The organism is Pseudomonas putida S13.1.2 (assembly GCF_000498395.2).
Lineage (GTDB): Bacteria > Pseudomonadota > Gammaproteobacteria > Pseudomonadales > Pseudomonadaceae > Aquipseudomonas > Aquipseudomonas putida_Q.
This window is the reverse complement of the sequence record NZ_CP010979.1, coordinates 4,236,964-4,254,661: the sequence shown is the minus strand read 5'-3', so window position 1 is coordinate 4,254,661 and position 17,698 is coordinate 4,236,964. Positions and strand designations below refer to the sequence as shown.

The 17,698-nt window shown below is 62.4% G+C and carries 18 protein-coding genes; 10 read left to right on the top strand and 8 right to left on the bottom strand.

Annotated features, from left to right (window positions below; translation table 11 throughout):
• Nucleotides 1-182 precede the first annotated feature (182 nt).
• Nucleotides 183-2,621, top strand: a complete 2,439-nt coding sequence (locus N805_RS18800) for a Lon protease family protein (protein ID WP_019471670.1) — start codon at nucleotides 183-185, stop codon at nucleotides 2,619-2,621.
• Nucleotides 2,622-2,782: 161 nt separating this feature from the next.
• Nucleotides 2,783-3,121: a hypothetical protein gene (locus N805_RS18795; RefSeq protein WP_016484826.1), complete on the top strand. Its 339-nt coding sequence runs from the start codon at nucleotides 2,783-2,785 to the stop codon at nucleotides 3,119-3,121.
• Between the two features lie 303 nt (nucleotides 3,122-3,424).
• Here the strand turns inward: N805_RS18795 and N805_RS18790 are convergent, their stop codons facing one another.
• Nucleotides 3,425-4,483 (bottom strand): IS110 family transposase, encoded by a 1,059-nt coding sequence (locus N805_RS18790; RefSeq protein WP_080956862.1) that lies wholly within the window; start codon nucleotides 4,481-4,483, stop codon nucleotides 3,425-3,427.
• A gap of 271 nt (nucleotides 4,484-4,754) precedes the next feature.
• Between N805_RS18790 and N805_RS18785 the strand changes: the two genes are divergently transcribed.
• The 3 genes from N805_RS18785 (at nucleotide 4,755) to N805_RS18775 (ending at nucleotide 6,380) form a co-directional block, all read left to right on the top strand.
• Nucleotides 4,755-5,243 carry a TIGR00645 family protein gene (locus N805_RS18785; protein WP_016501546.1) on the top strand — a complete coding sequence of 163 codons (489 nt, stop codon included), beginning with the start codon at nucleotides 4,755-4,757 and terminating at the stop codon, nucleotides 5,241-5,243.
• A 128-nt stretch (nucleotides 5,244-5,371) separates the two neighbouring features.
• On the top strand, nucleotides 5,372-5,677 hold the full coding sequence (locus N805_RS18780) for a DUF6482 family protein (protein ID WP_016501545.1): 306 nt from the start codon (nucleotides 5,372-5,374) through the stop codon (nucleotides 5,675-5,677).
• An 85-nt stretch (nucleotides 5,678-5,762) separates the two neighbouring features.
• Nucleotides 5,763-6,380 (top strand): FKBP-type peptidyl-prolyl cis-trans isomerase, encoded by a 618-nt coding sequence (locus N805_RS18775; protein WP_016484828.1) that lies wholly within the window; start codon nucleotides 5,763-5,765, stop codon nucleotides 6,378-6,380.
• Between the two features lie 135 nt (nucleotides 6,381-6,515).
• Here N805_RS18775 and N805_RS18770 read toward each other — a convergent pair whose 3' ends face one another.
• The 3 genes from N805_RS18770 to N805_RS18760 all read right to left on the bottom strand — a co-directional run bounded on the left by N805_RS18770 (nucleotide 6,516) and on the right by N805_RS18760 (nucleotide 8,322).
• Nucleotides 6,516-6,761, bottom strand: a complete 246-nt coding sequence (locus tag N805_RS18770) for a hypothetical protein (RefSeq protein ID WP_016484829.1) — start codon at nucleotides 6,759-6,761, stop codon at nucleotides 6,516-6,518.
• A gap of 84 nt (nucleotides 6,762-6,845) precedes the next feature.
• Nucleotides 6,846-7,187: a zinc ribbon domain-containing protein YjdM gene (locus N805_RS18765; RefSeq protein WP_019470643.1), complete on the bottom strand. Its 342-nt coding sequence runs from the start codon at nucleotides 7,185-7,187 to the stop codon at nucleotides 6,846-6,848.
• A gap of 166 nt (nucleotides 7,188-7,353) precedes the next feature.
• A complete protein-coding gene (locus tag N805_RS18760) occupies nucleotides 7,354-8,322 on the bottom strand; it encodes a polyprenyl synthetase family protein (protein WP_016501544.1) in 969 nt (322 codons plus the stop codon).
• 244 nt (nucleotides 8,323-8,566) lie between these two features.
• Between N805_RS18760 and rplU the strand changes: the two genes are divergently transcribed.
• From rplU to N805_RS18735, 5 genes are all read left to right on the top strand, one after another.
• A complete protein-coding gene (gene rplU, locus N805_RS18755; RefSeq protein WP_003247466.1) occupies nucleotides 8,567-8,881 on the top strand; it encodes a 50S ribosomal protein L21 in 315 nt (104 codons plus the stop codon).
• Nucleotides 8,882-8,919: 38 nt separating this feature from the next.
• The gene (gene rpmA, locus N805_RS18750) at nucleotides 8,920-9,177 is read left to right on the top strand and encodes a 50S ribosomal protein L27 (protein ID WP_003247464.1); all 258 of its coding nucleotides are present in this window, start codon (nucleotides 8,920-8,922) and stop codon (nucleotides 9,175-9,177) included.
• A 188-nt stretch (nucleotides 9,178-9,365) separates the two neighbouring features.
• The gene (cgtA, locus tag N805_RS18745; RefSeq protein WP_012270434.1) at nucleotides 9,366-10,592 is read left to right on the top strand and encodes an Obg family GTPase CgtA; all 1,227 of its coding nucleotides are present in this window, start codon (nucleotides 9,366-9,368) and stop codon (nucleotides 10,590-10,592) included.
• 85 nt (nucleotides 10,593-10,677) lie between these two features.
• Complete coding sequence (gene proB, locus N805_RS18740; protein WP_019470642.1) at nucleotides 10,678-11,796, top strand: glutamate 5-kinase; 1,119 nt, start codon at nucleotides 10,678-10,680, stop codon at nucleotides 11,794-11,796.
• Nucleotides 11,793-12,254, top strand: a complete 462-nt coding sequence (locus N805_RS18735; protein ID WP_019470641.1) for a CreA family protein — start codon at nucleotides 11,793-11,795, stop codon at nucleotides 12,252-12,254. Before proB ends, N805_RS18735 begins: the two co-directional genes overlap by 4 nt.
• A 148-nt stretch (nucleotides 12,255-12,402) precedes the next feature.
• Here N805_RS18735 and N805_RS30565 read toward each other — a convergent pair whose 3' ends face one another.
• The 4 genes from N805_RS30565 to mksB form a co-directional block, all read right to left on the bottom strand.
• Nucleotides 12,403-12,558, bottom strand: a complete 156-nt coding sequence (locus N805_RS30565) for a hypothetical protein (RefSeq protein WP_155412701.1) — start codon at nucleotides 12,556-12,558, stop codon at nucleotides 12,403-12,405.
• Between the two features lie 151 nt (nucleotides 12,559-12,709).
• Nucleotides 12,710-15,541, bottom strand: a complete 2,832-nt coding sequence (gene mksF, locus N805_RS18730) for an Mks condensin complex protein MksF (RefSeq protein WP_028614149.1) — start codon at nucleotides 15,539-15,541, stop codon at nucleotides 12,710-12,712.
• The gene (gene mksE, locus N805_RS18725) at nucleotides 15,538-16,245 is read right to left on the bottom strand and encodes an Mks condensin complex protein MksE (protein ID WP_016484836.1); all 708 of its coding nucleotides are present in this window, start codon (nucleotides 16,243-16,245) and stop codon (nucleotides 15,538-15,540) included. Before mksE ends, mksF begins: the two co-directional genes overlap by 4 nt.
• Entirely contained in the window at nucleotides 16,235-17,524 is a 1,290-nt protein-coding gene (mksB, locus tag N805_RS18720) for an Mks condensin complex protein MksB (protein WP_019471016.1), read from the bottom strand. The genes mksE and mksB overlap by 11 nt, the downstream gene beginning before the upstream one ends.
• Nucleotides 17,525-17,698 lie beyond the last annotated feature (174 nt).

Here is a 17,698-nt window from a genome sequence, read left to right as displayed (position 1 = left end):
ACCCGCGCAGCTTGGAGTTTAGGCACGATCTAAAGGTTGCGTTGTTGATTGCGAAAAATTTGCTGTTACATGACCTGCACGGGCTGCGACCTGCCGCGATATAAAGTCCCGTAGAGCCTTGCAAGGCGCGCTGGGGCAGCGCCAGAATGCTGCTCATCTGCCCGCCGAAGTAAGGAAACCCAATGCCCGATCCTGTCGCTGCGCGCCTGCGTCTCGCGCCTGAAGCCCTGACCCGGCGTTTCTCCCCCGAGCAGTTTGCCTTTACCCATACCGACGATCTGGAGCCGTTTCGCGGAGTACTGGGCCAGGAACGTGCTGTCGAGGCCCTGCAGTTCGGCGTGGCCATGCCCCGCCCTGGTTACAACGTATACGTGATGGGCGAGCCCGGCACCGGGCGCTTCTCGTTCGTCAAGCGCTACCTCAAGGCCGAGGGCAAGCGCCAGCACACCCCGGCCGACTGGGTCTACGTCAACCACTTCGATGACACCCGCGAGCCCCGCGCCTTGGAGTTGCCGTCGGGCAGCGCCGCCGAGTTCATCAGCGACATGGGCGGATTGATCGACAACCTGCTGTCCACCTTCCCGGCAGTGTTCGAGCACCCGTCGTACCAACAGAAGAAAGGCGCCATCGACCGTGCCTTCAACCAGCGCTATGACCGCGCCCTGGATGTGATCGAGCGGGCCTCGCTGGAAAAGGACGTGGCCTTGTACCGCGACGCCAGCAACGTCGCCTTCACCCCGATGGCTGACGGCAAGGCGCTGGACGAAGCCGAGTTCGCCCAGCTGCCGGAAGCGGTGCGCGAGCAGTTCCACGAAGACATTGCCTCGCTCGAGGAACAGCTGAACGAAGAGCTGGCCAGCCTGCCGCAATGGAAGCGCGAGTCGAACAACCAGCTGCGCCAGCTCAACGAAGAAACCATCACCCTGGCCTTGCAGCCGTTGCTGGCGCCGCTGTCGGAAAAGTACGCCGAGAACGCAGCGGTGTGCGCCTACCTGCAGTCGGTGCAGTTGAACCTGCTGCGCACCGTGGTCGAGCAACTGGTCGACGACAGCAAGACCGACGCCGCTGCGCGCAAGCTGCTGGAAGAGCAGTACGCCCCAAGCCTGGTGGTCGGCCACCATGCCGCCGGTGGCGCGCCAGTGGTGTTTGAGCCGCACCCGACTTACGACAACCTGTTCGGCCGCATCGAATACAGCACCGACCAGGGCGCGCTGTACACCTCGTACCGCCAGCTGCGCCCAGGCGCGTTGCACCGTGCCAACGGCGGCTTCCTGATTCTTGAAGCCGAGAAAATGCTGGGCGAGCCGTTTGTGTGGGATGCGCTCAAGCGTGCGCTGCAGTCGCGCAAGCTGAAGATGGAGTCACCGATCGGTGAGCTGGGCCGTGTGGCCAGCGTCAGCCTTCAGCCGCAGATGATTCCGCTGAACGTGAAACTGGTGATCATCGGCTCACGCCAGCTGTACTACGCGCTGCAGGACCACGACCCGGACTTCCAGGAGATGTTCCGCGTGCTGGTGGACTTCGACGAAGACATGCCCATGGTCGACGAGAACCTGGAGCAGTTCGCCCAGCTGTTGCGTACCCGTACCAACGAAGAGGGCATGGCGCCGCTGACCAGTGACGCGGTAGCACGCCTGGCCACCTACAGCGCCCGCCTGGCAGAAAACCAGTCACGCCTGTCGGCGCGTATCGGCGACTTGTTCCAGCTGGTCAGCGAAGCCGATTTCATCCGTCAGCTGGCCAGTGACGAAATGACCGACGCCGGGCACATCGAACGTGCGCTCAAGGCCAAGGCCACCCGCACCGGGCGTGTTTCGCAACGGGTGCTGGACGACATGCTGGCCGGCATCATCCTGATCGATACCGAAGGGGCGGCCATCGGCAAGTGCAACGGCCTGACCGTGCTGGAAGTGGGCGACTCGGCGTTCGGTATGCCGGCGCGTATCTCTGCCACCGTGTACCCGGGCGGCAGCGGCATTGTCGACATCGAACGCGAGGTCAACCTTGGCCAGCCGATCCACTCCAAGGGTGTGATGATCCTCACCGGATACCTGGGCAGCCGCTATGCCCAGGAGTTCCCGCTGGCGATTTCCGCGAGCATCGCCCTGGAGCAGTCCTACGGCTATGTGGACGGTGACAGCGCCTCGCTGGGCGAAGCCTGCACACTGATCTCGGCCTTGTCGCGCACGCCGCTCAAGCAGTGCTTCGCCATCACCGGTTCCATCAACCAGTTTGGTGAGGTGCAGGCCGTGGGTGGGGTCAACGAGAAGATCGAGGGCTTCTTCCGCCTGTGCGAGGCGCGTGGCCTGACCGGCGAGCAGGGGGTGATCATCCCGCGTGCCAACGTCGCCACCCTGATGCTCGACGAGCGCGTGCTGCAGGCCGTGGAGAACGGCATGTTCCACGTTTATGCGGTCAGCCAGGCTGATGAGGCACTGAGCCTGCTGGTGGGCGAGGAGGCCGGGGTGCCCGATGAGCAGGGGCAGTTTACCGAGGGCAGCGTCAACGCCCGTGTGGTGGAACGGCTGCGTGAAATCGCCGAAATGATCAGCGAGGAAGACATCGAGAAGGCAGAAAAGGAACGCCTGGAAGAGGTGATTGCCCAGGCCAAGCCGGCCTGAGTCAATAAACCGGCGCTGGCGGCGATGTGCTACCGTTCAGCGCCGGTATTCCATCTTCCGGTACTGTTATTCTATGCTGGAACTTAAGGACAGTATCAGCGTTCAGGATGGAAACAGCCTGGTGTTCAGGCTGAACAAGGCTTATTGGAGGGGACGCGGCCATGCGCAACCTCAGCCTCACACGCCAGTGCCTGGGCCTGGTGACCCGCATCGAATGCAGCATCCGCCCACTGGCCGGGGACAACGGCATGTGGACCTTACTGTTCGCCGCCGGCATGGCCGGTGAGCAACCTTCCGCGATCAAGGCTCAAGGGCCGTTTCATGGGCCGTTGGTGGCCGAATCGGTGCTCAACGCCATTGTCGACAGCCTGACCTTGCATGGCTATCAGGTATCCGAAGACCCGCAGATCTGGTGCTTGCACCTGCAGGCGCAGTTGCGGCGGATCAACGGCGAGCGGTGCCGGAACCTGGGGGATTACCAGTTTCATCCTGAGACCTGAACCATTGCCGGGGCCGCTTTGCGGCCCATCGCGACACAAGGCCGCTCCTATGTATGGACTCGCCCACACTGTCTAGCTGCTTTTGAACATAGGAACCCGGTTGCATCTATGTATCAGGCCTATTCGAGGAAGCTTTTCGCTTCTGGCCAACATCGTGGTGAGCTCGCAGTGTGCCGTTTACATTGAGGCCATTACGTTAGGCCTGTAGGAGCGGAGGCATCTGTCTGCGACGGTCTTACCTAGGGTCAATGTTCACTAGCAGGGGTTGGAGCGCTCAGCGCCCCGGTGGCATTGCTCGGTTGGTCAGAGGCTCATAGCAGCCTCCGGGTTGTTGTTCGGTTTGCGTTGGTAGACCTGATTGCTCTGTAACAGAGCCCAGATAATGCGCAGATTTCGATTAGCCAGTCTGATCGCCGCCTCCTTGCGTCCAAGGCGGGATAGCCAGCGCAAGAGGCGGCGATCGTCTGGCTGATCGGAATCAGGTCTTAGCTGACTCAAGACAGCATGCGCGCCCTGGATCATCAGGCTGCGTATGTAGCCGTCACCTCGCTTGCTCATTCTGCCCAGCCTGATTTTGTTTCCGCTACTGTGCTGGTCCGGCACGATACCGAAGAAGGCGGAATACATTCGGCCACTCGCGAAGCGGCTGGGTTCGGTCTGTTTTGCCACGATCGCCGTGGCGATGATTGGGCCAACGCCACGAATGGTGATCAGCCGCTGTGCCACCTTATCTTGCTGGGCTGTCACTTCGAGCCGTCCACTCAGCGCCGCAATGCGTTCACCTAAAGACAGCCAGTCAGTCAGCAGCTCATCAAGCAACTCGCGCAACAAGTCGGGCAGAGGCAAGGAGGCATCCTCAAGCGCCCGCGGTACCTGCTGACTGATCGCGGCATCGCCTTGAGGCATGGATACGCCATGCTCAAGCAGCAGGCCACGTATCTGATTGCCCAGCGCTGTATGCCGCTTGATGTTGCCGCGCCGGATGCGATGCAGTGCTTGAATAGCCAGCGCTGTGGTGCTCTTGATCGGTACGGAGGCAATGCTGGTATCGCGACCGGCACGCAGAATGGCATGGGCATCGTTACGGTCGTTCTTCGCGCCGCTACGGTGTTCGGCGACGCGTTGCGCAGGCAGGATGCGAACCGGATTACCTTTGGTTTGCAGCAGCCTGGCCCAGGCTTGTGCACCTGGACCGCACTCCATCAAGACGGCCACGGTCGTTGGCAGCCTGATCAGGAAGTCATGGAATGCTTGACGGGATTTGATGCGATCTTCGTAGATCACCCGACCAGTAGCGTCCTCGCCTGCCAACTGGAAGACCTGTTTGGCCAGGTCTACGCAGATGGTTGTGCAAAGTTCCACATCGGTGGAAGACAGGGAATCGTGCTTCGAACTATGCTTTTTCATGGTCTCGCCCTCGCTGCCGTTGGCTTCTTCGAACGCCACCGTGGCACTGTGATGCCTCGGCGGGGGCGAGTCCATCGATTACAGGAAATCGCGGTCCCCTGTAGGAGCAGCCTTGCGCTGCGAATGGGCTGCAAAGCAGCCCCGATTCACCGGGCTTTTGCTGTAACAGGTGGCTGGCTATACTCGCTGTCGTTTTTTTAGTCACCTGACGAGTCCCAAACCCTCCATGGAACGTATTCTCGAAAACGCGATGTATGCCTCGCGCTGGCTGCTCGCCCCCATCTACTTCGGCCTGTCCCTGGGCCTGCTGGCCCTGGCGCTGAAATTCTTCCAGGAAGTGGTCCACGTCCTGCCCAACGTCTTTGCCCTGAGCGAAGCTGACCTGATCCTGGTGATCCTCTCGCTGATCGACATGTCGCTGGTGGGTGGCCTGCTGGTGATGGTGATGATCTCCGGCTACGAGAACTTCGTCTCGCAGCTGGACATCGACGACAGCAAGGAAAAGCTCAACTGGCTGGGCAAGATGGACTCCTCGTCGCTGAAGATGAAGGTGGCTGCGTCGATCGTGGCGATTTCGTCCATTCACCTGCTGCGGGTGTTCATGGATGCGCAGAACATCTCCACCGACTACCTGATGTGGTACGTGATCATCCACATGACCTTTGTGGTTTCGGCGTTCTGCATGGGCTACCTGGACAAGCTGACCAAGCACTGAGCCCGGTTGTTGCCTGCACCGCCCGTCTGTTGCAAAACGGACGGGCGGTGTCGTTTCTGGCTTGTGCTTTAGGCTCGCCTGTACGAAAAATGAGCACTCATGCGTGGTTCTCATCGCGAGGTGCTTACATGAACCTGCATCAGCTCAATCTCGAGGCCAGGGCTGGCCATGTCGACGAAGTGAATCTGATCGCCATCGAAGGCGGCGATTACCTCATTGAAGCCCGGCTCAAAGGCCGCGCGCACCCGCTGTCTGACACCCGTGGCGAGCGCTTGCGCGTGCACTCGGTGGAGGATGCCCGCAAGTTGCTGCAAACCATCCCCATGGTCTCGATGAACCTGGTGCACTGGTCGGTGCAGGACGAAATGTGCGGCATGGGTTCGCACCCGGAAGAAGACCTCAAGGTGCCGATTTCCCAGCGTTCGGCCTGGTAGCTGCTCGCAGCTTCCCAGTGTGCTAGGCTGCTCGCCCTTTTCATCAAGGGCGCGGCTGCACTGCGCCCTGCAGTGGAGCACGACAATGTCCGAACTCAATCTGTCTACCGACGAAACGCGCGTCAGCTACGGTATCGGCCGTCAGCTGGGCGGCCAGCTGCGCGACAACCCGCCACCAGGCGTAAGCCTGGAAGCCATCCTGGCCGGCCTGACCGACGCCTTCAACGGCGCCGACAGCCGCGTCAGCGAAGCCGACCTGTCGGCCAGCTTCAAAGTGATCCGCGACATCATGCAAGCCGAAGCGGCTGCCAAGGCAGAAGCTGCTGCTGGCGCTGGCAAGGAATTCCTGGCCGAAAACGCCAAGCGTGATGGCATCACCACCCTGGCTTCGGGCCTGCAGTTCGAAGTACTGACCGCAGGCGAAGGCGCCAAGCCGACCCGCGAAGACAACGTGCGCACGCACTACCACGGCACGCTGATCGACGGCACCGTGTTCGACAGCTCCTACGAGCGTGGCCAGCCGGCTGAATTCCCGGTAGGTGGCGTGATTGCTGGCTGGACCGAAGCCCTGCAGCTGATGAACGCTGGCAGCAAATGGCGCCTGTACGTGCCAAGCGAGCTGGCCTACGGCGCCCAAGGCGTTGGCAGCATCCCGCCGCACAGCGTGCTGGTGTTCGACGTCGAGCTGCTCGACGTTCTGTAATACCGCTGGGGCCGCGTTGCGGCCCATTCGCGGCACAAGGCCGCTCCTACAGGAATATGCGATCCCTCGGCGGGATGCGTTCCCTGTAGCAGCGGCCTTGCGCCGCGATCGAGGGCGAAGCCCTCGCCAGGGCCCTCAGTTCCAGTCTGTTCCCATCGGGCGCAATGCCCGCGCATAGCAGAACAGAAACAGGTTGCGCACCAGCTCCTTCAGCACCCCCGGTTCACTCGAATTCAGCCCGCTCATGTCCAGGTCGCCCTGGTCACGCAGTTCGTCGAGCGCTTCTTCTTCAAGCACCGCGCACACTTCGCCGGTTTCGCGATGAAGAATGCGCAGGTAGGGGTGAGGGCGGTCAAGCCAGGCGTCAATCAGATAAGTCATGGCTATTCTCCTTGGATACCAGTTCCAATGAGAATAATTCTTATTATCAGAATAGCAAGCGCCTATTGGCAATTTTTTGTGTAATCAGACTTTGCGAACGAACTCGGACTTCAGTTTCATGGCGCCGATGCCATCGATCTTGCAGTCGATATCGTGGTCTCCGTCGCACAGGCGGATGTTCTTGACCTTGGTGCCGACCTTCACCACCAGGGACGAACCCTTGACCTTGAGGTCCTTGATCACGGTGACGGTGTCGCCATCCTGCAGGACGTTGCCGACCGAGTCTTTCTTCACCGCCTCGTCGCTGGCCGCTTCGGCGTCGCCACTGGCTGACCACTCGTGGGCGCATTCAGGGCAGATCAGCTGAGTGCCATCCTCATAGGTGTACTCGGAATTGCATTTTGGGCAGGGTGGCAAAGTGCTCACTTCGGTTCCTCAAACAAACAGACGGGCGGTTAAAAACCCACATTGTAAAAGGTATTTTCCCAGAAGTGATTATGTCCGGACAAAAGCATCGCGGGCAAGCCCGCTCCTACAGGCCACACAGTCCTGTAGGAGCGGGCTTGCCCGCGAATGAAGGCGACTCGGTCTGTCAGTGCGTACGCGCGACCGCAAACTCGCTCAGCTCGACCAGGGCATCCCGGTATTCACTGGCTGGCAGCACTTCAAGGCAGGCAATGGCACGCTTCACATAGTCGCGCGCCAGTTCGGCGGTGTACTTCAGCGCGCCCGATGCTTCGACGGCCACGCGAATCTGTTCCAGATCCTCAAGGCCACCCTTCTGGATCGCCTGGCGTACCAGCGCAGCCTGCTCCGCAGTGCCTTCGCGCATGGTGTAGATCAGCGGCAGGGTAGGCTTGCCCTCGGCCAGGTCGTCACCGACGTTCTTGCCCAGGGTTTGCGAGTCGCCCTTGTAGTCCAGCAGGTCGTCGACCAGCTGGAAGGCCACGCCCAGGTGGTCACCGAAGGTGCGCAGGGCTTCGCGCTGCTCGTCGGTTGCTTCGGCCAGCGCGGCGGCGCTGTGGGTCGAGGCTTCGAACAGCATCGCGGTCTTGCCGCGGATGACCTCCATGTAGATTTCCTCGGTGGTGCTGGCATCGCGTACCCGCGACAACTGCAGCACTTCACCCTCGGCAATCACCCGGGTGGCCTTGGACAGGATCTGCATGACCGGCATCGAGCCCAGTTCGACCATCATTTCGAACGAGCGCGAATAAAGGAAGTCGCCCACCAGCACGCTCGGCGCGTTGCCCCACAGGGCGTTGGCGGTGGAGCGGCCACGGCGCATGCCGGACATGTCGACCACGTCGTCGTGCAGCAGGGTGGCGGTGTGCAGGAATTCGATGGTGGCGGCCAGCAGGCGCAGGTCGTCGCCTTCGCGGCCCAGGGCCTTGCCACACAGCAGTACCAGCAGGGGGCGCAGGCGTTTGCCACCGGCGGACGTGATATAGTCGCCGATCTTCGATACCAGCGGCACGCGCGAGGTCAGCTGCTTCTTGATGATCTCGTCGACGGCGCTGAAATCATCAGCCACCGCGCGGTAGAAGGTTTGGGGTTGCATCGGCTGCTCCAGTGAGGTTGCGCGGCATGCTAGGTCGCGGGTACCGGTGTGTCAAGGCGCGGTGCCAGCGGGCCGGGGGCGGCACTTGCAAGCAAAACCAGGGTTGCGTACAATCGCGCACCCTAACTTCCTGGGCAGCACCTGCCTTACGCAATTGCGCCGGGCCGTTCCAGCCTTGTGCAGCCATGCCAGCCAATACTCATCATATAAAGCGCTGGGTGAGCAGGATTATCGGAGAAATACCATGTCTTACGCAGTAATCGTTACCGGCGGCAAGCAGTACAAAGTCGCTGAAGGTGAATTCCTCAAGATCGAAAAACTGGAAGTCGCCACTGGCGAATCCGTGACTTTCGATCGCGTTCTGCTGGTCGCCAACGGTGAAGAAGTCACCATCGGTGCTCCAGTTGTTGCTGGCGCTAAAGTAGTGGCCGAAGTCGTTTCGCAAGGCCGCCACGACAAGGTTCGCATCATCAAGTTCCGTCGTCGTAAGCACCACATGAAGCGTATGGGCCACCGCCAGTGGTTCACCGAGATCAAAATCACCGGCATCCAGGCTTAATCCCCTAGATCCCCTGAATTTATTTGGAGAATTGAACCATGGCTCACAAGAAGGCTGGTGGTAGTACTCGTAACGGTCGCGACTCAGAATCTAAACGCCTTGGCGTGAAGATGTATGGCGGCCAGGTTATCAAGCCAGGCAACATCATCGTCCGTCAGCGCGGCACCGAATTCCACGCTGGCTACGGCGTTGGCATGGGCAAGGACCACACCTTGTTCGCCAAGATCGAAGGCGTGATCAAGTTCGAGAAGAAAGGCGAGTTCATGCGCCGTTACGTGAGCATCGTCGCCGCTTAATCGCGACGTCGCTCCAGAAGCCCCGTCATGCGACGGGGCTTTTTCGTTTGTGGTGAGCCTCTTGCAAAGCTGTTTGTCTGGGTTGCCGGCGTTGGTTTCTACGGTCGTACGGGGCCGCCGCGCTCATTTTTGCAAGAGCCTCATGTTTTTGAGTCATTCAACTCGTCTACCGACGAGAGGCGGTTTTAATGAAGTTTGTTGACGAAGTATCGATTCGGGTCAAGGCCGGTGACGGCGGCAACGGTTGCATGAGCTTCCGTCGCGAGAAGTTCATCGAGAACGGTGGCCCTAACGGCGGTGACGGCGGTGACGGCGGCTCGGTGTACATGGTTGCCGACGAAAACCTGAACACCCTGGTCGACTACCGCTACACCCGTCACCACGAAGCCCAGCGCGGCTCCAATGGCGGCAGCACCGACTGCACCGGTAAGAAGGGTGAAGACCTGTTCCTGCGCGTGCCGGTCGGTACCACCGTAATTGATGCTTCCACCCAGGAAGTGATCGGTGACCTGGTTACCCCTGGCCAGAAGCTGATGGTCGCCCAAGGCGGCTGGCACGGCCTGGGCAACACCCGTTTCAAGTCCAGTACCAACCGTGCACCGCGCCAGACCACGCCAGGCAAGCCGGGCGACCAGCGCGACCTGAAGATGGAAATGAAGGTACTGGCCGACGTGGGCCTGCTGGGCCTGCCGAACGCCGGCAAGAGTACCTTCATCCGCTCGGTCTCGGCCGCCAAGCCGAAAGTGGCCGATTACCCGTTCACCACCCTGGTGCCAAACCTGGGTGTGGTCAGCGTCGACCGTTGGAAGAGCTTCGTCATCGCCGACATCCCCGGCCTGATCGAAGGCGCTTCCGAAGGTGCCGGCCTGGGTATCCGCTTCCTCAAGCACCTGGCGCGTACCCGTGTGCTGTTGCACCTGGTGGACATCGCGCCGCTGGACGAAAGCAGCCCGGCCGATGCGGCCGAAGTGATCGTCAACGAGCTGACCCGCTTCAGCCCGTCGCTGGCCGAGCGTGAGCGTTGGCTGGTATTGAACAAGTCGGACATGGTCATGGACGACGAGCGCGATGAGCGTGTGCAGGAGGTGATCGATCGCCTGGAGTGGGAAGGCCCGGTCTACGTGATCTCGGCTATCTCCAAGCAGGGTACCGACAAGCTCAGCCACGACCTGATGCGCTACCTCGAAGACCGCGCCGACCGCCTGGCCAACGACCCGGCCTACGCCGAAGAACTGGCCGACCTCGACCAGCGCATCGAAGACGAAGCCCGTGCCCAGCTGCAGGCCCTGGACGACGCGCGTACCTTGCGCCGTACTGGCGTCAAGAGCGTGCACGACATCGGCGACGATGACGGTTGGGACGATGATTTCGAGGACGACGAAGACGGTCCGGAAATCATTTACGTGCGCGACTGACCGGTTGCAGTACACTAAACGCCGCTCTCTGGAGCGGCGTTTTTGTATCCACGGTATCTACAGATTCGACATAGGTTGGAAGAAGATGCGAAGCAAGGTGACGGGCGCCAAGCGCTGGGTCGTGAAGATTGGCAGTGCTCTGCTGACCGCCGATGGCAAAGGCCTCGACCGCGGTGCCATGGCCGTTTGGGTCGAGCAGATGGTCGCGCTGCGTGAGGCAGGCGTGGAGTTGGTACTGGTCTCCTCCGGGGCCGTGGCTGCCGGCATGAGCCAGCTGGGCTGGGCCACGCGACCGAGCGCGATGAACGAGCTGCAGGCGGCTGCCGCGCTCGGCCAGATGCGCCTGGTGCAGGCCTGGGAGTCGAGCTTCGGCGAGCACGGCAAGCACACCGCGCAAATCCTGCTGACCCATGACGACCTGTCCGACCGCAAGCGCTACCTGAACGCCCGCAGCACCCTGCGCACCTTGGTCGACCTGGGCGTGGTGCCGGTGATCAACGAGAACGACACCGTGGTCACCGACGAAATCCGCTTCGGCGACAACGACACCCTGGCGGCGCTGGTGGCCAACCTGGTCGAGGCCGACCTGCTGGTGATCCTCACCGACCGCGATGGCATGTTCGACGCCGACCCGCGCAACAACCCCGAAGCCCAGCTGATCTACGAAGCCCGTGCCGACGACCCGACGCTGGATGCCGTGGCCGGCGGTACCGGTGGTGCCCTGGGCCGTGGCGGCATGCAGACCAAGCTGCGCGCCGCGCGCCTGGCTGCCCGTTCCGGTGCCCACACCATCATCATCGGTGGCCGCATCGAGCGCGTGCTGGACCGCCTCAAGGCGGGCGAGCGCCTGGGTACCTTGCTGTCGCCAGAGCGCGGCATGCTCGCTGCGCGCAAGCAGTGGCTGGCTGGCCACCTGCAGACCCGTGGCACCTTGGTGCTGGATGCCGGCGCCGTGCAGGCGCTGCGCCAGGCCAACAAGAGCCTGCTGCCGGTTGGCGTGAAGACCGTGCAGGGCAGCTTCCGCCGTGGCGAGATGGTGGTGTGCGTTGGCCCGGACGGTGTTGAAGTGGCCCGCGGCCTGGCCAACTACAGCGCCCTGGAGGCGCAGAAGATTATTGGTCAGTCGTCCGATGCCATCGAGTCGATCCTCGGCTATAGCGCGGAGCCCGAGTTGGTACACCGCGACAATCTGGTGCTGGTATGAGCATGTTCAAGCGGGTAATTGCCGTGGCGGCACTGGCGCTGCCAATGCTGGCCGGGGCCGAGGAAGTCGGCCAGGTGTCCACTGTCTTCAAGTTCCTGGGGCCGAACGACCGCATTGTGGTCGAAGCGTTTGACGACCCCAAGGTCGAGGGCGTGACCTGCTACCTGTCGCGGGCCAAGACTGGCGGCATGAAGGGTGGCCTGGGGCTGGCGGAGGACCGTGCGGAGGCGTCGATTGCCTGCCGTCAGGTCGGGCCGATCAACTTCAAGGGTGAGTTGAAAGACGGCGAGGAAGTGTTCAAGGAACGCACCTCGCTGGTGTTCAAGACCATGCAGGTGGTGCGCTTTCTCGACAAGAAGCGCAATACGCTGGTGTACCTGGTGTACAGCGACCGCATGATCGAAGGCAGCCCGCAGAACGCGGTGACCGCGATTCCGATCCTGCCTTGGGCTCATTGATAGCCTGTTGAATCGCGGGAGGCCTACGGCCTCCATTCGCCGGCAAGCCAGCTCCCACAGGTGCTGCGCAGACCTTGAGCCTTGTGCAGTACCTGTGGGAGCTGGCTTGCCGGCGAATGGGCCGCAAAGCGGCCCCAATACCCCGATATCAGGCCAGTTCCTCGGCCTGATCCTCACGCACAACCTTCTTCACCTCATCCAGCCTGCTGATGAACTTCCAGTCCGCCTCGTCGATGTCCGCCAAGTGATCGAAGGCAGCCCGCAGAACGCGGTGACCGCGATCCCGATCCTGCCTTGGGCTCATTGATAGCCTGTTGAATCGCGGGAGGCCTACGGCCTCCAATCGCCGGCAAGCCAGCTCCCTCAGGTACCGCGCAGACCATGAGCCTTGTGCAGTACCTGTGGGAGCTGGCTTGCCGGCGAATGGGCCGCATAGCGGCCCCAATACCCCGATATCAGGCCAGTTCCTCGGCCTGATCCTCACGCACAACCTTCTTCACCTCATCCAGCCTGCTGATGAACTTCCAGTCCGCCTCGTCGATGTAGATGCCGTTCGGCCCGCTGCCGCCTTCCAGGTCGATCGCCACGTGCGCGGATACCTGTGGCTTCACACTCGCCAGAATCGGTACGAAGCCCAGCTGCAAACTGGTCTCCAGCAGTGCGGCCTGGTTGCGTTCGTCGATGTCCGCTGCTTCGTCCAGGTAGTACGGCAGGCGAATGCGCCCGGCCAGGTCGCGGTCCATCAGGTGCAGCAACAAGTACATGTTGGTCAGCGCCTTGATGGTCATGGTGGTGCCGTTGGACGCGGCGCCGTCGATGTCGGCGTGGATGATCGGCTGGCCGTTGACCTTGGTGATCTCGAACGCCAGCTCGAACAGGTCTTTCAGGCCCAACTGGTTGTGGTTGGCTGCCACAAGGCGTGCCAGGTATTCCTTGGCCTCTTCGTTCTTGTTGTCCTGTTCGGCGCTCTGGGTCAGGTCGAACACCGACAAGGTTTCGCCTTCTTCGTACTGGCCGGCGCTGTGGATGATCTGGTCGATGTGCTTGAGCGCTTCCTTGTTCGGCGCCAGCACCACGCGGAAGCTCTCCAGGTTGGAAACCTGACGCTTGTTGATCTCGCGGTTGAACAGGGCCAGCTGGTGCTCGAGGCTGTCATAGTCACTGCGGATATTGCGCAGGGTCCGGGCGATGTCGGTGACCGCCGCGCGGCGTGCCTTGGCCAGGGTCAGGGCTTCTTCGGTACGGTGTGCATAGGCGTTCACCAGCAGCTGCAGGCGGCGCTCCATGTCGTCTTCGCTGTCGAATTTGGCCACGCCCTTGAGGCGCACCTGGGCGTACAGCGCCTCGATCTGGTTGTCTACCCGTTGCAGGCCCTGCCAGCTGTCCTGATAGTCGTTGAGCAGGGGCAGCAGGTTGTCCATCGAGTCGTCGATGGCTTCCATGAACGGGGTGCCATAGGGCAGGTCGGCCGGCAGCAGCTGGCGACGGCGCAGGGCATCTTCCAGGGTGCGCTGCTTGGACTCGAGGTCGCCGATCTGCCGGCCCACCAGCTGCAGCTTGGCCGACAGCTGCTGAACCCGCTCGGTGAATGCATCACTGGAGCGCTTGAGTTCGTCCTGGGCAGCTTCCAGTTGCGACAGCTGTTCCAGCTTCTCGGGTTCTTCAGCGGCCAGGGTTTCGCTGCGGCGGAAGTCTTCCAGCGCCTTCTGCGCGTCCAGCACTTGCTGGTACAGGGTTTCGGTCTGCGCCTTGGAGGCGGTGCGGTCGGCGGTTACAGCCTGCTGGGTCTTGAGCTGCTTCAGCTCTTTTTCCAGGCGTTCTTTCTGGTCGCGCAGGGCGGCGCGGTCGGCCAGGGCCTGCAGCGCCGGTGGGTCGATGTGGGTGAGGTCGATGGACAGGCCCGGGGCTTCGAAACGCTCGCCCTTGAAACCGTCCAGCACCGCTTCCAGCGATTTTACCCACAGGGCGCTGTCGTCCAGCTCGATGCCACGGTCGCCCAGCGGCAGGCTGAACAGTGCACCGTTGAACAGGCGCATCAGGCGGTCGACGTCCTGCTGAGAGAACTCTTCGCGCAGGCGGGCGTAGCTGTTGTTGTCAGCGTGGTCCAGCTGCTGCTTGACCTGCTTCAGGCGTTTTTCCAGGTCGCGTACGCGCTCGTCCAGGTCTTCGGCACTGAACTGGCGCGACTGCGCCAGGGCGCCGGCCAGTTCGTCGTGGGCATCCTTGGCTGCCAGCAGTTGCTGCTCCAGTACCTTGACGTCATCGACCAGGGCAAAGCGGTGCTTGAGCACCGACAGCTCGCCCAGCCAGCGCTGGATGCCGGTGATTTCACGCTCCAGGCGCATCAGCTCCTGTGTGCCGCCGCGCTGGTCGTTCTGCAGGCGGTCCTGCTCGCCGCGGTAATGCTCGGACTGGATGACCAGCTCTTCCTTGCGCGCCATGGCGTATTCCTGCCAGGTGCCCAGCAGGGTATCGAGCACTGGCGAAATGCGGTGCAGCTTGCCACGCAGGATGTCGCGCTGGGCTACACCACCGGCCAGGGCCTCGACCAATGGGCCGGCAGCGACCAGGGCGTTGTAGTCCTGCTCCATGCGGCGCACGTCGCGGAAGGCTTCCTCGCACGCGGCGATGTAGTCGACGCTGCCCGAGCGCAGGCTGTGCTCGAAGGCATCAAGGAACAGCTGCTTGAGCTTGGCCGCGGTAATTTCGCGCATGTGCAGCAGGTTGATGAACAGCGCGCGGAAGGTTTTCAGGCTTTGCTCGCTGGTGGAGCGCAGCGGGATCATGGTCAGGTCGAGCGGCACCGAGGTGTGGCCGCCAACCAGCAGGCGGCGCAGTTCGTCCGGCTTCAGCTCATAGGCCTTGATGCCCAGCCGCTCCAGATTGGTGAACAGCTCTTTCTGGCGCAGGCAGGTGTCGTTCTTCTGGTAGTGGGCCAGGTCCAGTTCGCCTTTGTAGGCGAAGAACTGGTGACCGAAACCGCCGCCCGGGCCGCGGCCGACTACGCCGATCACGTGCGGGCCGTGGGGCAGGCTCAGTTCGCAGAGAATGTACGAGGTGTCGCTGGCGAAGTAGAAGCGGCGCGACTGTTCGAGGCTGTACTTGCCGAAACTCATGTCCGACATACGCGCCAGGATCGGGAACTGCAGGGCGTTGATCGACGCCGATTTACCCAGGTTGTTGGCACCGTATACCGACAGCGGATGCTCCAGCGGGAACAGGCCAAGGCTGTAGCCGGCGGTGTTGAGCAATGCAAAGCGGCGGATGCCGTAGCGTTCCTGGCTCATGCGTCAATCTCCTGTTGCTCTTCGCGGATGGCCCGGGCCAGGGCGTCCTCTTCGCTTTCCTCGCCCTCGAAGGGCGTGAGGTCGAGCGGGTCGTCGGTGCGGTTGAGTTCTTCGGGGCTTTCTTCCTCGACCAGCACCGGGGTCGGCAGCGGCAGTACGCTGTGCAGGGTGGCGGCCAGGTCGCGGTCCTGCTGCACCGAAAGGCACACATCGAGGAAGCGGTGCATCGGCGGCAGGAAGCGGTAGATGCCGCCTTCTTCATGGGCGAAGCCGAGCTGGGTCATGCGGCGCAGGATTTTTTCTTCCAGCTCGTCCACGGTCTGCACTTCGGCCTGCAGGAACAGGTCGCGGTACTTGTCCAGCAGCGAGGGCAGTTCGTCGCGGCCGATGCTGCCGCCGTCCAGCACGGCCATTGGGTCACGGCCCTGGTCAGCCAGGTGCTCGACCAGGATGAAGGTGAACAGCGACAAGCGCTGCGCGGTCTTGTTGACCTGCGCGGCGGTCATGTCCGGCACGAAGTAATAGAAGCCGCGGGTATCGCACACCAGCTCGAAGCCCAGGGCCTTGAACAGGGTGCGGTACTGGTCCTGGAAGTTCGACAGCTGGGCGTACAGCTCGGGGTCGCGGCGGCTGACGTGGAAACCTTTGAACAGCTCGCGGAAGATCGGCGCGAGCTGGGACAGTTCGGAAAGATCAAGATGCATGGGCTGGGCTCGCGTTGGGTTCGGTAGGCGCGCTGGTGGCGTCTTCGCGGCTGGAGGTCAGGGCGTACGAGCGCAGGCTGACCAGGTGTTCCTGGGTGGTGTATTCGCGGCGCTCGAGGCGTTCGCGCTTGAAGCGCTTTTCCCGCGACAGGCGTGAGAACCAGTACAGCAGTTCGTCGGTGGCGCCTTCGGGCTCCTGCTCCAGCAGCCAGACCATCAGGTCGGGCAGCGGCAGGGCCTGTCCGCAGCGTTCGGCCATTTCCTTGACTGTGCGTGGTGCACGGGGCAGGGCGCCGGACTGGGTCTTGTGGGCCTTGGGGAAGCGCGCCGGCTTGGGCTCGAAGCGCGCCAGGGCGTACACGTAGGCTTCGACCTGGCTGGCACTGCCGAGGAAGGTGCTCTGCGGGCGGGTGAACATCGGCATGGCCGCCTGCGGCACGGCGTCGATGCCCTTGCGCCGGATCACCGACAGGGCCAGCGCGGCGCCACGGGTCACGGCGTTGTGACGGCGGGCTTCTTCGCGCAGCGGCAGCAGCAGTTCACGGGCGTGGCGCAGGGTCAGCTGGGCGCTGGTCTGCATTTCCAGGATGCGTGCGTGGGTGCGCAGCAGCATGTCGTCGTCGACCAGGTGGCCCAGGCGGGCCTGTTCGCCCAGCAGCTTCAGCAGCACGGTCTCGACCTTGCGCACGCCTTGTTCGAAGGCGCCGTCGGCGTTCACCAGCTGGATCATCGGCTCGACGTATTCGTCCCAGGTGGCCAGTACTTCGGCATAACGCTGGCGCAGCGGGATCTGGCGGTTGCTGGTCTTGGCCCGCTCGGCCACGGCGACCAGTGCCTGTTCGTCGTTATCGAGCTTTTTCAGCACATCGCGTACGCGCATGTCGAGCAGGCGCAGCTGGCGCGCCAGGTCGTCACTGTCGCGGTTGTCGAAGGCGTCCTGGATATGGCCGGCCAGGCGTTCGAGGTGGCGCAGGTAGGCTTCGATCTCCAGGCACAGGCCCAGGCGGTGTTCGCGGCGCAGGTAGGCGAGGAAGTCGTGGATCTGCGCGTTGAGCTCGAAGCGGTTCGGGCTCTTGGCCACCGGGACCAGGATGTCCAGGCGGATCCACACGTCGAGTAGCTGGGTGATGTCCTGCGGGGTGCTTTCGAGCTGCTGGCGGCCCACATGCTGGCGCAACTCGACCAGGCTCAGGGTGCCCTGGTCGAAACGCTCGCACAGCGGCTCGATCAGGGCCCAGTGTTCGGCTAGGGCGCGCAGGACGCGCTTGGGTTCGATCATTGGCTTCGACTCGTTGCCAAGAAAAAGGGGGCGATTGTACTGCATCCGGGGGGAGGTTTTCACCCCTTGGTCTGTAATGAGAGATAACCTTTTTGTTTGTGGGTGTATGGCGTTGTTTTTGTGGTGGTGTGGAGATCGAGCGCCGCCCGCGCGGTGCTCGGTCTGATAGGCGCT